Annotated in this window: 14 protein-coding genes and 2 pseudogenes; 11 read left to right on the forward strand and 5 right to left on the reverse strand. The window is 61.1% G+C overall.

What is annotated here, in order from left to right; all coding sequences use genetic code 11:
* Positions 1–113 precede the first annotated feature (113 nt).
* Together KM295_RS12090 and KM295_RS12095 are read right to left on the reverse strand one after the other, a co-directional pair.
* Positions 114–1,082, reverse strand: a complete 969-nt coding sequence (locus KM295_RS12090) for a patatin-like phospholipase family protein (RefSeq protein WP_256030212.1) — start codon at positions 1,080–1,082, stop codon at positions 114–116.
* Positions 1,075–1,266 (reverse strand): annotated as a pseudogene (locus KM295_RS12095) (D-beta-hydroxybutyrate dehydrogenase); the annotation flags it as partial. The gene KM295_RS12090 and the pseudogene KM295_RS12095, both read right to left, overlap by 8 nt.
* 283 nt (positions 1,267–1,549) lie before the next feature.
* Here KM295_RS12095 and KM295_RS12100 point away from each other — a divergent pair.
* Positions 1,550–1,888 carry a hypothetical protein gene (locus tag KM295_RS12100; protein ID WP_256030213.1) on the forward strand — a complete coding sequence of 113 codons (339 nt, stop codon included), beginning with the start codon at positions 1,550–1,552 and terminating at the stop codon, positions 1,886–1,888.
* Between the two features lie 99 nt (positions 1,889–1,987).
* Here the strand turns inward: KM295_RS12100 and KM295_RS12105 are convergent, their stop codons facing one another.
* On the reverse strand, positions 1,988–2,362 hold the full coding sequence (locus KM295_RS12105; protein ID WP_256030214.1) for a hypothetical protein: 375 nt from the start codon (positions 2,360–2,362) through the stop codon (positions 1,988–1,990).
* 507 nt (positions 2,363–2,869) lie between these two features.
* On the opposite strand from KM295_RS12105, the gene KM295_RS12110 reads away from it, so the two are divergent.
* From KM295_RS12110 to KM295_RS12120, 3 genes are all read left to right on the forward strand, one after another.
* Complete coding sequence (locus KM295_RS12110) at positions 2,870–3,796, forward strand: DUF3179 domain-containing protein (protein ID WP_256030215.1); 927 nt, start codon at positions 2,870–2,872, stop codon at positions 3,794–3,796.
* Positions 3,789–4,382 carry a hypothetical protein gene (locus tag KM295_RS12115; protein ID WP_256030216.1) on the forward strand — a complete coding sequence of 198 codons (594 nt, stop codon included), beginning with the start codon at positions 3,789–3,791 and terminating at the stop codon, positions 4,380–4,382. Before KM295_RS12110 ends, KM295_RS12115 begins: the two co-directional genes overlap by 8 nt.
* A 223-nt stretch (positions 4,383–4,605) precedes the next feature.
* Positions 4,606–6,591: a thiamine pyrophosphate-binding protein gene (locus KM295_RS12120; protein ID WP_256030217.1), complete on the forward strand. Its 1,986-nt coding sequence runs from the start codon at positions 4,606–4,608 to the stop codon at positions 6,589–6,591.
* 228 nt (positions 6,592–6,819) lie between these two features.
* Here KM295_RS12120 and KM295_RS12125 read toward each other — a convergent pair whose 3' ends face one another.
* Both KM295_RS12125 and KM295_RS12130 read right to left on the reverse strand, forming a co-directional pair.
* A complete protein-coding gene (locus KM295_RS12125) occupies positions 6,820–7,218 on the reverse strand; it encodes a hypothetical protein (protein ID WP_256030218.1) in 399 nt (132 codons plus the stop codon).
* Between the two features lie 51 nt (positions 7,219–7,269).
* The gene (locus KM295_RS12130; protein ID WP_256030219.1) at positions 7,270–7,674 is read right to left on the reverse strand and encodes a hypothetical protein; all 405 of its coding nucleotides are present in this window, start codon (positions 7,672–7,674) and stop codon (positions 7,270–7,272) included.
* Positions 7,675–7,915: 241 nt separating this feature from the next.
* Between KM295_RS12130 and KM295_RS12135 the strand changes: the two genes are divergently transcribed.
* The 7 genes and pseudogenes from KM295_RS12135 to KM295_RS12165 all read left to right on the forward strand — a co-directional run.
* Positions 7,916–9,616 carry a glutamate synthase-related protein gene (locus KM295_RS12135; protein WP_256030220.1) on the forward strand — a complete coding sequence of 567 codons (1,701 nt, stop codon included), beginning with the start codon at positions 7,916–7,918 and terminating at the stop codon, positions 9,614–9,616.
* Positions 9,617–9,625: 9 nt separating this feature from the next.
* A complete protein-coding gene (locus KM295_RS12140; RefSeq protein ID WP_256030221.1) occupies positions 9,626–10,108 on the forward strand; it encodes a dihydrofolate reductase in 483 nt (160 codons plus the stop codon).
* Between the two features lie 19 nt (positions 10,109–10,127).
* A complete protein-coding gene (locus tag KM295_RS12145; protein ID WP_256030222.1) occupies positions 10,128–11,396 on the forward strand; it encodes a M20 family metallopeptidase in 1,269 nt (422 codons plus the stop codon).
* Entirely contained in the window at positions 11,393–12,178 is a 786-nt protein-coding gene (locus tag KM295_RS12150) for a sulfite exporter TauE/SafE family protein (protein ID WP_256030223.1), read from the forward strand. The genes KM295_RS12145 and KM295_RS12150 overlap by 4 nt, the downstream gene beginning before the upstream one ends.
* Before the next feature lie 89 nt (positions 12,179–12,267).
* Positions 12,268–12,969 carry a helix-turn-helix domain-containing protein gene (locus KM295_RS12155; protein WP_256030224.1) on the forward strand — a complete coding sequence of 234 codons (702 nt, stop codon included), beginning with the start codon at positions 12,268–12,270 and terminating at the stop codon, positions 12,967–12,969.
* A gap of 74 nt (positions 12,970–13,043) precedes the next feature.
* Positions 13,044–13,847 (forward strand): alpha/beta fold hydrolase, encoded by an 804-nt coding sequence (locus tag KM295_RS12160; protein ID WP_256030225.1) that lies wholly within the window; start codon positions 13,044–13,046, stop codon positions 13,845–13,847.
* Between the two features lie 124 nt (positions 13,848–13,971).
* Positions 13,972–14,106, forward strand: a pseudogene (locus KM295_RS12165) (IS1595 family transposase); the annotation flags it as partial.
* Between the last annotated feature and the right edge of the window lie 155 nt (positions 14,107–14,261).

A 14,261-nucleotide genomic window follows, 5' to 3' on the forward strand; every position in this document is an offset into this window, starting at 1 on the left:
CGCAGGCGAGTTCGCCGTTCGACACGTCGTCGACGACGATAATTTACATCCGTGACAGGCACGATACCCCGGAATTCGGGCTGTGAATACGCGCTGTCACTCTGTGAAACAATTTATTGTGATTCGGATCGAAACTCCGCGGCTCGTTTCTCCCCCAGTTCGATCAGCTCCTCGATGAACCCGGGACTTCGGTCGACCTTCGTCGAACAGTGATACGTCCGTCCCATCGGAATCCGACGGACCGCCGTCTTCGAAAAATCGCTTTCGGGGAGGTGTCCTTCGTCGATCCAATCGTTGACGCGTTCGATGACCCGCAGTTCTTGGTTTAACGAGATGTTGCCGGAGAGTTCGTTGCGGCGGTCGGCGATCTCTTCGGCTGTCGTCGGCTCCTCTTGGCGTTCCTGGGGGTTGATTTGGATCACCCAGAGTTCGTCGGGTTTGCGGGCGGCGTCGACAGTCATCAGATCGTCGATCGGCGGGTTCTGGCTGAAGAGCCCATCCCAGTGGTAGTGGCCGTCGATCTCGACCGCCTCGAACAGGTTCGGGACCGCAGCGGACGCCAACACCGCTTGCGGCGTCACGTCCTTGTTGGTAAACGTCTCGAACACACCGGCGTTGATATTTACTGTTCCGATCACGAGTTCAGGGACCTCCCGCGTACAGAGCTCCGGGATCTCGTCGAAATCGATGTGCCGTTCGAGCGCCGCTTTGATCCGTTCTTTGCCGGATTCTGCACCCGGGATCTGGTACGGACTGACCTGCGGGATCGGGAAACCACTGCTCTCGATGCGGGAGAGTCCGACCACCCAGTTGTTGGTGAACTGATCGCCGATACCGTCCGCTTTGAGATCGTTCCAGAACCCCTCGAGGAGTTCGATGGCCGTGTTCTCGTCGGCAGTCACGAGCCCGTACCACGCCAACGCCGCGTTGAACGCACCACCCGACGTGCCGCTGATCCCGACCAGTTCGTATTCGTCGTTCCACTCCTCGAGCAGTCCCTTCAGGACGCCCGCGGTGAACGCCGTGTGGCTCCCACCGCCCTGACACGCGATCGCGATCTTGGTTTTCGTGTGCTTACTCATACGTTGTGGTGTACCCGCCGTCCCACAGCAGATCGCCGCCTTTGAGGTGTTTCCCGTGTCTTGAGAAGCTGAACACGAAGGGGTTCGCGACCTCGGCGGGCGTCATCATCTCCTTGGTTCGGGCCTGGCCCAATATCACGTCCTCGAGGGCCTCACGTTCGGAGATCCTGCGTTCGGCAGCCGTGACGACGGCGACGGTGTTCGGTTCGAAGTGAGGATCGTCGAGGTCGAGGGGGTCCTCCGGTGTCAGTCCCGGCCCGGTGAGTTCGAACGCTTCGGCGGACATCGTGCTGGAAGAAGCGAACCAGCCAGCGCATAAAACTGTGTGTCGGATGTGTGACCCGACGGCAAATCTAGATCGGCCACGCGAGTCCGCCCGAACGTGTGTTCGATCGCATTATGGATGCGTGTTCGATCGCACTACACGGGCGCGGTGCGTTTTCACGCTACCCTCGAGAACCCGTGGTATGGTCCAGGAGAAGGCGATTCCGGCTCGTCTGTGGACGGCCCTCGACGGATACGATATCGGGGGCGGCTTCGGACGGCCGTGTCCGAGCTGCGAACAGGAATACGAGCCGGGGAACCGTCTCTTCGTCATCACCGAACGACCGCCGAATACGGACGAGTGGATCGTCTCGTCGGTCGTCTGTGCCGAGTGCGGTCAGCGATCGCTGCCGGACGACGAACGACGACCGTCAGTCGATCAGGCCCTCGTTTCCGCCGACCTCGCCGTGGCGGGGATGACGCTTGCCCTCGACGGCGAGAGCGCTCGTCTCCTGGATCGGTCCCCGGCGAAGGATGAGTAATCGGCTCGACCGGTTCGATCGCTCCGGGTGTTTGAACGAGACAGTCACTCGTCAGACCGTGCTGTCGGGGACTCACTTCGTATACGATTCGGCACTCGGCTATGCGATGATGCCAGCGCCGAGGAAAGCCCCGAGAACGACGCCGTAGATGACGTGGACGGTTCCGAACATCATCATCGTATCACGGTCGGGCTCCATCTCCATGATCGTACGCATCCAGAACATCATCCCCCCGATCATGAGGACGATACCGTAAACGAGCCCGATGCCGATAGCGACGCCGAGAGAACCGAGACTAAGCCCGACCAGCGGGACCCCGACCGCGAACACTATCCCGGCGATGACGCCGTAGACGAGGTGCAACGCCATCCCCGGCATCGTGTAGTCCCCTGGCTGGCCGCCGCCGAGCTTCGCGACGAGTGCCGCCGTCGGCGGCAGCCCGCCATCCCCCATCACCATCATTACGACGGTCATAACGATCGTCGCGACCACGCCGCCAGCGAGACCGGCAATATAGTAGTCAGTAGAACTGTTTACACACCACTCACAGCCGGATGGCCAGCGACAGCCACGCTGGCCGGACACTCGCGAGTGGATCTGCACTGACTTCTACCGACTACTATAAGTGATGCCATAGGTTCAGTTCTATCGGACGCGAGGTTCCTAGTAAACCACGATGGGGGCGTTGAAGAGAGACGCACACTGGCGAAAGCACAAGAATAAGTACCCGATCGGTGTGTGTGATCGAGACACACGATCGATCAATCGTTAATTCTACGTCGCCCGTACGATCCGGTGATGAGATCCACTCGACGCCGTTTCGTCGCAGTAGCCGGTCTCAGTGCATTCGCAGGCTGTACCTCAGTCTTAGACCGTGGATCGGAGGGAGAGCCGGCTACGACGGCGGAGTCGAGTACTACCGAATCGGCGTCGGTAAACGACGAAGCCGTTCCGACTGCCGAGGCGACTCTACCACTGCCGATGGAACCCGGTGAACTCGAATCACTCGCGGTCTCGGGGGGGCCACCCAAAGACGGGATCCCGTCCATCGACGAACCTTCGTTCGTCGGTCCCGACAACGCCGATTTCCTCGACTCCGGTGATCCCGTGTTCGGCGTCGCGCTAAACGGCGCGATCAAGGCATACCCACAGAAGATTCTCGTTCGACACGAAATCGTCAACGACCGCCTCAGTGACCGCTCCGTCGCAGTGACGTACTGTCCGCTGACTGGGACCGTCCAGGGGTTCGAGCGCGGGGAAACGACGTTCGGGGTCTCCGGTCGACTGATCAACAACAACCTCGTGATGTACGATCGGGCGACAAAGGCCTGGTGGCCACAGATCCTCGCCACATCGATACCCGGGTCGTGGAACTCGGACCCCGGGACCAGCTCGTTACGGGAATTTAGACTCGTGTGGACGACGTGGGAGCGCTGGCGGGAGTTGTATCCCGACACGCAGGTCCTCTCGACGGAGACAGGTTTCGCAAAAAACTACGGCAGCGATCCCTATGGCTCGTACAATCCGCGCGGGGGGTATTATGCCAACGAGAACATGCTATTCGAACCGCTCGAGGAAGACGACCGGTTCGGCCGGAAACGCGTCTTCATGGGTGCCCGGACTGCCGACGGGGCCGTCGCTTTCGACAAATCCACGCTGCTTGAAGAACGGATCATGACGGGGGAACTGAGCGGGACACCGGTCGTCGCGGTCGCCGACCGACGCCTGAATACCGGGTACGTCTACCTGAATCCCGACGAACGGACAGCCACGACCGACGGCAGTACAGTGCAAATGGGAGATTCCTCGTACGAACCGAATGCCCTACCGCTCGCGGGGGTCCACACGTTCGATGCGATGTGGTTCGCCTGGCACGGGTACTACCCGGACACCGATGTCTATGCGTGAAAGCGTTCCCCCCGGGCGGCTCGGAGCGGCTGTCTCCCGAACGATCGCAGCCGCAACAGAGGTATTCCGCCACCCGGATGCGACACTGGTCGTCGTCGGAACGGCAGTCGGGTATCTCTTGATCTATCTATACGCCCTCGGGCACATCGCACCGGGGCTCGGCGGGTTCGACGTGACTGTCGTCTCCGGAGCGCTCGGGAAGTTCTTCAAACCGGAACTCGGTCCGTTCTCGTTTACTCCAGTCGCCCGCGTGTCGGTTGGCCCGGTGACCTACCTGTTTTCGCTTAACACCGTTTTGGGTCTCGGTCTCGCCGGCTTGGTCGGTATGAATCTTGGTCTTACGTATCTCGCGTGGCGCCAGCCCGCCGCCTGCGGGATCGGGTCCTCGTCGTCCGGATTCCTCGCGAGCATTCCGGCAGTGCTGTCGGGAACCGCCTGCTGTGGACCCGTCGTCCTCATCGTTCTTGGGATCCAAGCGTCGGGCATCATCGTGACGGCGTTTCAGTTCCTGTTGCCGATTGCCGTCGTGCTGTTGCTCGGGAGCCTCGTGTTGGTCGGTCGACAGATCGATCCGGCGAGGCTCTGAGCGGATTTTATACCGATCTGCGCGGAGATCATAGGGACGCACGGAGGAAATCGATGTCAACGATTCCGAAGGGGGTGAGTCGTTTCGAGACACAAGTCTCCCGAGACCGTACGATCGAAAAGGGACCTCGCCCGGTAACCCATTATATAACCACTGTGCTGGGGTGGACCACAAGCGAACGCCCACAGTGTCATTAAGCCTGTTCTCGAAGGTCTACAAATATATGGCTGATAGCTCGTCCCCGAACACCCCACATGGCGATATGACGTGGTACAAGGCACTTTCTCCCGATGAACTACCAGAGGGCCGGGTCAAGGCCGTCAGCTGTGGCGACACGACCGTGGTTGTAACGCATCACGACGGAGAGTATGCTGCCCTCGATAACAACTGTCCGCATCAGGGCGGTCCCCTCGGCGAGGGATCGATTGAGACAGGTTACCTCCGATGTCCATGGCACGGCTGGGATTTCGACCCACTGACGGGCGAGACGCCCGGTCCGCACGATGACTGTGTCCAGACGTTTCCGGTCGAAGAACGCGACGATGGCATCTACGTCGGCTTTCCCGAGGAGGAGCCCCACGAACGGACGGTATCCGACGTTATCGCCGAGACGTTGGTCAACTGGGGTGTCCGGCAAGTCTGGGGGATCGTGGGACACTCGAATCTCGGCCTCGCCGACGCGCTCCGCCGCGAGGCCGACCAGGGTAATCTCTCGTACTACGGCGTTCGGCACGAGGGTGCTGGCGCATTCGCCGCCTCTGCCTACGGAAAGCTCACCGGTCGGCCGGCGGCCTGTTTCTCCATCGCCGGTCCCGGTGCGACGAACATGCTCACAGGGCTGTGGGACGCGAACGTCGACGGCTCGCCGACTATCGCGCTCACGGGGCAGGTCGAATCGCAAGTCCTTGGCACGGGAAACTTCCAGGAAGTCGATCTCGAGGCGGCCTACGGCGACGTCGCCGAGTTCGAGGCGACGGTGTTGCCCGACAGCGACCACGCCGAACTCGCGACGCGAGCGGCAAAGACGGCGATACTGGAACGAGGCGTCTCCCATCTGGTCTTCCCCGACGAGATTCAGACCCAGTCCGCCGAGGACGTCGATCCCGGCGATCCGGAGGGACGGATCACTCCCCGCGATATTTCCCCACCTGAAGACGCACTCCACGATGCGGTAGATCTGCTAGAAACTGCCGAACGGCCGGTGATCGTCGTCGGCCACGGAGCCCGGTTCGAGATGGACGGCATCATCGAACTCGCCGAACGGCTCGACTGTCCGGTGCTGACAACGTTCAAAGCCAAAGGGCAGATCCCCGACTCCCACCCACTTGCGGGCGGGGTTCTCGGTCGAAGTGGGACCCCGATCGCGAGCCATTTCATGAACGAAGCGGACCTGCTGGCCGTCTTCGGCGCGAGCTTCTCGAATCACACGGGGATTGCCGAGTACAAGCCAACGATCCACGTCGACTACGACGCGATGACCCTCGGCAAGTTCCACAGCATCGACGTTCCGGTGTGGGGCGAAATCGGCGTCACCGTCGACGAACTCCACGAGCGACTCGACGGCTTCGAAGCGGAGAGCCAGCGCGATGAAATCGCCGATCGCTGGGAAATCTGGCGTGACGAGAAGGCCACCCGACGGGATGAGACACCGGAACGTGGCGTCAACTACGCCACCGCCTTCGACGCGATGACCCGACTCGTCCCTGACGACGCCATCATCCCCGTCGACGTCGGGAACAACACCTACGCGTTCGGCCGCTACTTCGAGCCGGAACACCAGTCAGTGCTCATGTCTGGGTATCTCGGCTCGATCGGCTTTGCGTTCCCCGCGGCGCTGGGCGCGTGGGCGGCGACACAGGAGCCTGAGTCGCCCTTTGTCGGTCGAAAAGTAGTCTCGGTCTCCAGCGACGGCGGCTTCGGCCAGTACATGAGCGAGTTTACGACCGCCATCAAGTACGACATGGACATCACGCACGTCCTTCTCAACGACGACGAACTCGGGAAGATCAGCAAAGAGCAGCGCACTGGCGGGTGGGACGTCTGGCAGACCGACCTCGTGAACCCGGAATTCGCTCGGTTCGCGGACAACTGTGGTGGATACGGCGTCTTCGTCGACGACCCGGAGGAACTCGACGAGGCGCTCGAAACCGCTATCGACGTCGACGGCCCCGCACTCGTCGAGATACTCACTGACTCGGACCCGATCTGATACCGGCGGTTATACCTGCGTATGGATATCGCGCGGAGCACGTGCAGCTGGAGATAGCTATAGCTGACAGTATGAACGATCGGATTGTCGTGACTGACAGCTTCGCTCCGACCCGTCCACTGTGTACCGAACGGTACAGCAAGTCACGCTGCACCACTCGAATGCTGCTCTCGACGCTTGTGGGGAGTGACTGGTCGTCGTCGGGTCGGCCTATCGTTCATATTTTTCTCAGCGTGAGGGAGACTCGAGGAAGTCCAGTCGCACGGATGCAGTCGACCGCAGGACGCTCGCTACCAGCGCCACCAGCGAGAGCGACAGGAGGACGATTCCGACTCCCACGAAAAGCCCGATCGGGTTCGGGCCCAGGACGCTCCCGAGCGTCAGTGCGAGGCCGAACACCCCGAGATAGCTTCCGAGGAAAAACAGCGGAACGACGCTGTAGGGGCCGTCAGTGTAGGCGTATACGCCGGCGAGGAGACCGGTAACCGGGAGCACGGCGAAATAAACGACTGACGCGACCCCGTCGGTCGCGGCGTCCAACCCATACACCGGATCCCGGTAGAGCACGAGGAGAACGGTCAGGAATCCGGCCACGAGTGTGGCGCCGCCGATTTCGTTCATATCCATTAGTACGGTTCGTGTATCGAAGGGTAGCTGGGTCGCACTGTGTCCCTCTCGTTACTCCTGGGCGCGTTCCATCTCGTAGCTCAGGCGGTGGGGCATGATGCTCAACGCGCGAACGATCGCGGCCAGCGAAATGAAGATTCCCAGGGGGATGTGGCCGACGCCGCCGAGTTTGAGCCAAAGCAGCGTTGAGGGCCACTTGTGGATCTCGGCGAGCGCCGAGTTGACCGCCGCGCCCCGGGTGCCGCCACTTCCACCGGCGAGGCTCGTGTCGGGGAACTGCGTAAAGTAGTTCTCCAAGAGCGGATGGAAACTCGTCAGCTCGAAGAATATCGCTGCACCGACCAGCAGATACCCCACGGCGGCAAATATCGCGCTGACCATGAGCATCTTTTTGATCGATCCAATCGTCGATTCTATCTCCGCGATTGACTTGCGATCCGGATATTCGCTTGCCATGAGATTCGCTTCGATTCCATGGTAAATATAGGCACATCGGACGTGAAAACAGATTGCACGTCCACCCAGACGTTCTATCGGTACCGCGGATTGGTTCTCCCGAAGTCGAAGCGACACGTCCCGCTCGCTCGCCGGCCCACTCAATCATGAACGACGGAACATCCAACAAACGACAGTATCGAACGGAAACGCGGGATCCCGACGACCGGATTCCGACTCGGCCGATCCGGCGGTGGCTTCGATGAGCCGATCCGAGGCCGACAGCCCCGAACGAATCGCTACCTGGAGCGACCTCCCGGACCGGGAGCCGAACCACGCACGCGTCGAGGGCGTTGATCTCGTTGTCATCCGATACGACGACGAGGTGTCTGTCCTCTATGGTCGATGTCTCCATCGCGGTGTGCTCCTCGGGGACGGCCGCGTCGAAGGTGACGATCTCATTTGTGGTGTCCACGGCTGGGACTATCGCGTTGATACCGGCATCAGCGAGTACGACAATTCGGAAGTGTTAGAGAAATTCCGTTCATGGGTCGACGAGGACGAAGACGCCGTCTACGTCGACGCTGCCGGAGTCGCCCGTTGGGCCGAAGACAACCCCCAACCCTACGACGACCCTGCGCCCGGTGATGGGGGCGACGGGGCGATGCAGGGAGCCACTGACGACATCGATGGCGGTGCCGTCGACCCGGAGTTCTATGGTGAGCCCGATCACGAGAAGGAACCGTACTCCCACTACATCCAGACGCTAGCCCAGCGGGGCCCCGACGGGATCGGGGAACACGGCGAGGTTTCCGCGATGGGTGTCCCGCGCACGGAGCTGCCGTCCTGGGAGGACTTGCAGATCCTGACGGCCCAACTCGCCCGAACGCCCCTCGATGACGAGACAACCGTCGATACGGAACTGGTGATCGGGCCGAACGCGGAGAACCCGCTGCGACTCGACATCCCGATCTTCGTGAGCGACATGAGCTTCGGCGCGCTCAGTGAGGAAGCGAAGGTCGCGATCTCGACGGGGGCCGAGCGGGCGGGGACGGGCATCTGTTCCGGCGAAGGCGGCATGTTACCCGAAGAACAGGAAGCGAACTCCAGATACTTTTACGAGTACGCGACGGGGAAGTTCGGCTGGGATATCGACCTCGTCGAACGGGTCCAGGCGTTCCATTTCAAGGCCGGACAGGGGGCGAAGACGGGCACCGGCGGCCACCTTCCCGGGGAGAAAGTAGAGGGGCGGATCGCCGAGGTTCGCGACCTCGAACCCGGGACGGACGCGGTGAGTCCCTCGCGGTTCCCCGAGTTAGAGACACCCACGGACTTCGCCGAACTGGCCGATCGGGTACGCGACGTCGGCGGTGGTATCCCGATCGGGTTCAAACTCTCCGCCCAGCACGTCGAGGAGGACATCGACTTCGCGCTCGAGGCCGGCGCGGACTATCTCATCCTCGATGGGCGCGGCGGTGGCACCGGGGCGGCACCGGACGTGTTCAAGAACAACATCTCGGTCCCGACGATGGCCGCTCTCGCCCGGGCACGTTGCCACCTGGACGCACGCGACCGGTCGGACGTGACGCTTATCGCGACGGGTGGGCTTCGGACGGAATCGGATTTCATCAAAGCGATGGCGCTGGGCGCCGACGGCGTCGCGGTGGCCAACGCCGCGATGCAGGCGATCGGCTGTCTCGGCATGCGTGCGTGTGACTCGAACAACTGTCCGGTCGGGATCGCGACCCAACGGGAGGATCTCAGAAGCCGGCTAGTCATCGACTCTGCCGCCGACGGCCTCCAAAACTATTTCGAGGCGACCGTCAAGTTGATGAAGGTAATGGCCCCGGCCTGCGGTCACGACAGCCTCTCGGGATTCGAACGCCGAGATCTGACGGCCTGGAAAAAAGACATCGCCGACCTGACCGGCGTCAAGTATGCCGGTGTCGGCCACGAACGGTAACCAAATCTAATGGAACTGATTTCGATCGCTGCGGAGGCAGAGAACGGCGTGATCGGTCGGGATGGGGAACTGCCGTGGCGGAGTATCCCGGCCGACAAACGACAGTACAGAGATCGGATCGCGTATTCGCCTGTGATCCTCGGACGGCGGACGTTCGATTCGATGCGCGAGGACCTCCCGGGAACCGCACAGATCGTGCTGAGCCGGTCGGAATCGGCGTTCGACGTCGAGACGGCACACCACGCGTTGGGTATCGACGATGCGGTCGCGACAGTCGGATCGCTCGGGAGCGACCACGCCTACGTCATCGGTGGGGCGGGTATCTATAAACTGTTCCAGCCCGTGATCGACCGAATGGTACTCAGCCGGATTCCGGGCGAGTACGACGGGGACACGTACTTTCCGCACTGGGATCCCGATGACTGGACCGTGGTCGATCGTACGTCCTACGACGAGTTCACCCTCGAAGAGTGGGTTCGAGAACAGAACTAGCTACCGTCACCCTTCAACTATGGATACATCCGATTTACCCACGGCCGTCGCCGAGTCCCTCTCGGCGAACCGTACGGAACTGTTCGAGTTCACCGAGGAGCTGGTCGGATATGACACCCAGAACCCCCCCGGACGAACGGTGGATATCGTCGAGTGGCTCGAAACCACGCTCGACGAATCGGCGCTGTCCGTCGAGCGCTTCGAAGTCGATCCGGAGAAGCCCAATCTCATCGCCACGCTTCCCGGACAGGCCGACCACACGCTATGTTTCAACGGCCACCTCGATACCGTTCCGTTCGAGGAGCGCGATTGGTCGCACGATCCGCTAGGAGAGCGAAGCGGAGAACGCATCTACGGACGCGGGACGACCGATATGAAAGGAGCCGTCGCCGCGATGGCCCAGGTCGCACTCGCCTACGCTCGGAGCGGGACGGAACCGCCAGTGACACTCCAGTTCGCGTTCGTGAGCGACGAGGAGACGGGCGGTGATGCCGGCCTCACGACGCTGTTAGAAACGACCGATTTCGACCCTGACGCCTGCGTTGTCGGTGAAACTACCTCCCGTAACGGACGATATTCCGTTTCGGTCGCCGATCGCGGGAACATCTGGCTCACGCTCGAGGCCTCAGGGAGTGCTGCCCACGGCTCACGGCCGATGATCGGAGAGAACGCGATCGATCGTTTGACCGATGCGATCGGGCAGTTGCGAAGCGAATTCGGACAACGGGAACTCTCGATCGATGCATCGATGGACGGGATCATCGAGGAGTCCGTCGACTTCTACGAGCCGGAGGCCGGAGCCGAGGCCACCCAAAGCCTGTATCGATACCCGACGATCAATCTCGGTATCCTCGAGGGTGGAAAGGCGATAAACACGGTACCGGCTTCGGCATGTGCGAGAGTCGACATCCGATTGACTGCCGGTGTCGATACCAGGGAGGCACTCAGCGGGATACGGGACTGCTTGACTGGGATGGACGGCATCGAGATTATCGATATCTCGTGGACCCGTGGTTCGTACGAACCGCTCGGGAGTTCCATCGTCGAAGCGAGCGCGAAAGCAGCCGAACACGTCGTCGACGAGCAGATCTACCGACGGAGCGCGACCGGAGGCGGCGACGCCAAAGTCCTTCGACACGAGGGGATCCCAACGGTCGAGTTCGGCTTCGGTACGCAGACAGCCCACGGGACAGACGAATACACGACGACCGAGGCACTCGTTCGAAACGCCATCAGTTACGCAGCACTTCCCGTTCTGTACGAGCACTCGAGGAGCGTTGACCGATGATTTCAGCTATCGGGGGGACGACAATCGCGGCGGTGACGCTCGTTATTGTAATCGCCGGAGCGACGAACGGGCTCGCCGGCTTCGGATTCGCCGTCGTCGGAACGATGGTCCTTGCGACGATGATCGACCCGGCGACGGCAGTCGTTTTCATGATCGTCCCGATTCTCGCGGTCAATCTCTCGTTGGTCCGTGATCTCTCCGGGAAAGAGCTCCGAACCTGTAGCCGACGGTTCGGTCCGCTCATCGGTGCGGCTCTGGTCGGAACAGTCGTCGGCATGGCCGTCCTCAGTAGTATCCCGAGCAGCCCCCTGCGTGTCGGGCTCGGGATACTGACTCTCGGGTTCGTCGCGACAGCCCAGCGACAGATTCCGCTCCCGGAGCTGTCGGCAGGGAGGATGGGCACGTTCAGTCGTACGCGAGCCGGGATGCTCGGTATCGGTGGTATCTCCGGACTCCTCTTCGGTGGAACGAACGTCGGTATCCAGCTCATCGCGTACCTTCGGAGCTTCGACCTCTCACACGGGCTGTTCGTCGGGGTCGTTGCCCTCGTATTCTTGGGGCTCAACGGAATCCGAGTCGTGGTCGCCGGTCTGCTTGGGCTTTATCCGAGTCCCGCTGTTCTGTTAGCGTCCGTCGTCGCAGCGCTCCCGGCCGTCCTCGGTGTCGCTGTAGGGAAACGTCTCCGAGCCACCGCCAGCGAACGCTTGCGCAGACTCGCCGTTTTGGGCCTTCTCACAGTGGTCGGAATCCGACTGGTGGGCGGCGGGGTCGGAGTAATATAATAGCTTCTCTGTTTGGACACGAAGTCCTGCTGTAGTGGCTGAACATGAACAGTCGATAGTTCCAATAGGATCAGCAGAAATGTATCGCCATGGGGCTGGTGGCTGAGTTTCAGATCGATTGTGAAGCCCTTCCGCTCACGGATGTGGCGACAGCTGTCCCCGAAGCGACGTTGTTACTCGAGATTCAGTACAACCACGGTGATCGCCCACCGTTTCTGGTCACTGTTCACGGCGGTTCCCAGGCAGTTATCGAGACAGCCTTGACCGAAGCGTTCGATGTGGGTGAGTGGACGCTAATCGGGCAGGCTGGAGATACTCACCGATACCAAGTGCAGGCAGCACTCAGTTTTGAACAGCAACTCGGGGATCATCTCGATAACCTTGCGGGGCTCGAGGCCTTGGCCACCGCTGATGCGATCATCGAGCGGATTGAGGTCGTCCCGGGCGGGTGGCAACAAACGGGATGGTTCGCCAGCCGGGACACGTTCGGCAAGTTCTCCTCGTTTTGGCAACAGAACGCTGGGTTTCAATTGCTACGGCTCACCCACGACGAGGAATCCGAACCTCCCGGTGACGGCCTCACGGACCGGCAACGTGAGGCCCTCCGGATAGCGTACGAACTCGGATATTTCGACATTCCACGCCAAGCCTCTCTCGAACGGGTCGCCGCAGAACTGGGGATCTCTGCTTCGTCGGTCTCCGAGCGACTCCGCCGCGCACAGACCGAATTGATCGAAGAAACCGTCGCACCTACCTGGCCTCCGCTCCCCGACGAAGCCCCCTCGTTTTAGCTACCCTTATATAAAAGACCGAACGACTGAGAGACACTCCTTCCCGGCGCACGCCAATACGATACGATGCACCGATGCAGACACTATCGACGGCGGATGAGAGTCGCATCGCAATCGAACAACACGGAAACGGTCAGCCCCTGATATTGCTTCACGGCGGGATGGCCCCACGGCAGTACTGGGGTCCAGTCATTCCCCACCTCGAGGAATACGCCGCGATCGTCCCTCAGCGACCGGGGTTTGGGACATGCCTCGACGATCCAGCTGAAACCGGTGCTGCCGACGTGCTCAATCGGGAGACTGACTACGTACGCACGCTCGTTGATACCATCGAGGAGCCACCGGTTCTGTTCGGCCACTCCTTCGGCGCCCTGACGGCCATCGAAGCGGCGACGGATGCAGCCGTCAAGGCGGTCGTCGCATACGAACCGGCGGTTCTCCCCGATGCGTTCCGCAAAGAGGCTGATCTGGCCGCCCGCATGGCCGCCCTTATCGATGAAGGAGATCGCCACGAGGCAGTGAAACGCTACATCGAACGCGTGCTCCATCCCGAGGAAATCGACGATCTCGACGCTTGGCTAGACGAGTGGCCGGTCTGGCCGGACTGTGTGGACCTCGCCGAAGAAGTCGTCCGGATGAACCGCGCTGTCGAACAGTACCGACTCCCTGATCAACTCGATGTCGACGCGCCAGTGCTTCTTCTGACCGGGACTGACGGCCCGGATTTCCTTCGGAAAGGCGCCCGCGATGTCCACGAAGCACTTCCCGAGAGTCGTCTCGTCGAATTCGATGGCATCAGCCACAGCGGACCCAGCGAGGCTCCCGACGTGATCGCACCTGAAGTGGACACGTTCCTCGTAACAACGCCGATAGCCTGAATTTTGGACGGGTACTCTCGGAACTCAAAAACGATGTGTTAAACGATATCACGCACTTCGGAAGCAGGTTGCTGGTCGAGTAGAGCGACCACCGGAGAAGCGTAGCGGGCAAGAGTGACGCGTGCGACGGTGGCTCTCGCCGCACCGAGGCGTCTCAAAAGACAGGCTCACGCCCTATCTCAGAGCCTTCCGGCTTCGTCGGCGAATCTCACGAAAACCCGGTCAAGAAGCTCTCGAAGGGGTCGTTCGAGCTATTCTGACTCACCAACAACGTGCTCCAGATGAGCGTTTCGTGATGCCGAGACTCGACGACTCTTGAATCACTCGATCCCGAGGCGGTTCCCAACACGAAATGATTGGTATTATATGATGGTAGCAGTTACCATTAGATAACTTCCCGAGCCCTCCATCAGG

It is taken from the genome of Natronomonas aquatica (genome assembly GCF_024449025.1).
Taxonomy (GTDB): domain Archaea; phylum Halobacteriota; class Halobacteria; order Halobacteriales; family Haloarculaceae; genus Natronomonas; species Natronomonas aquatica.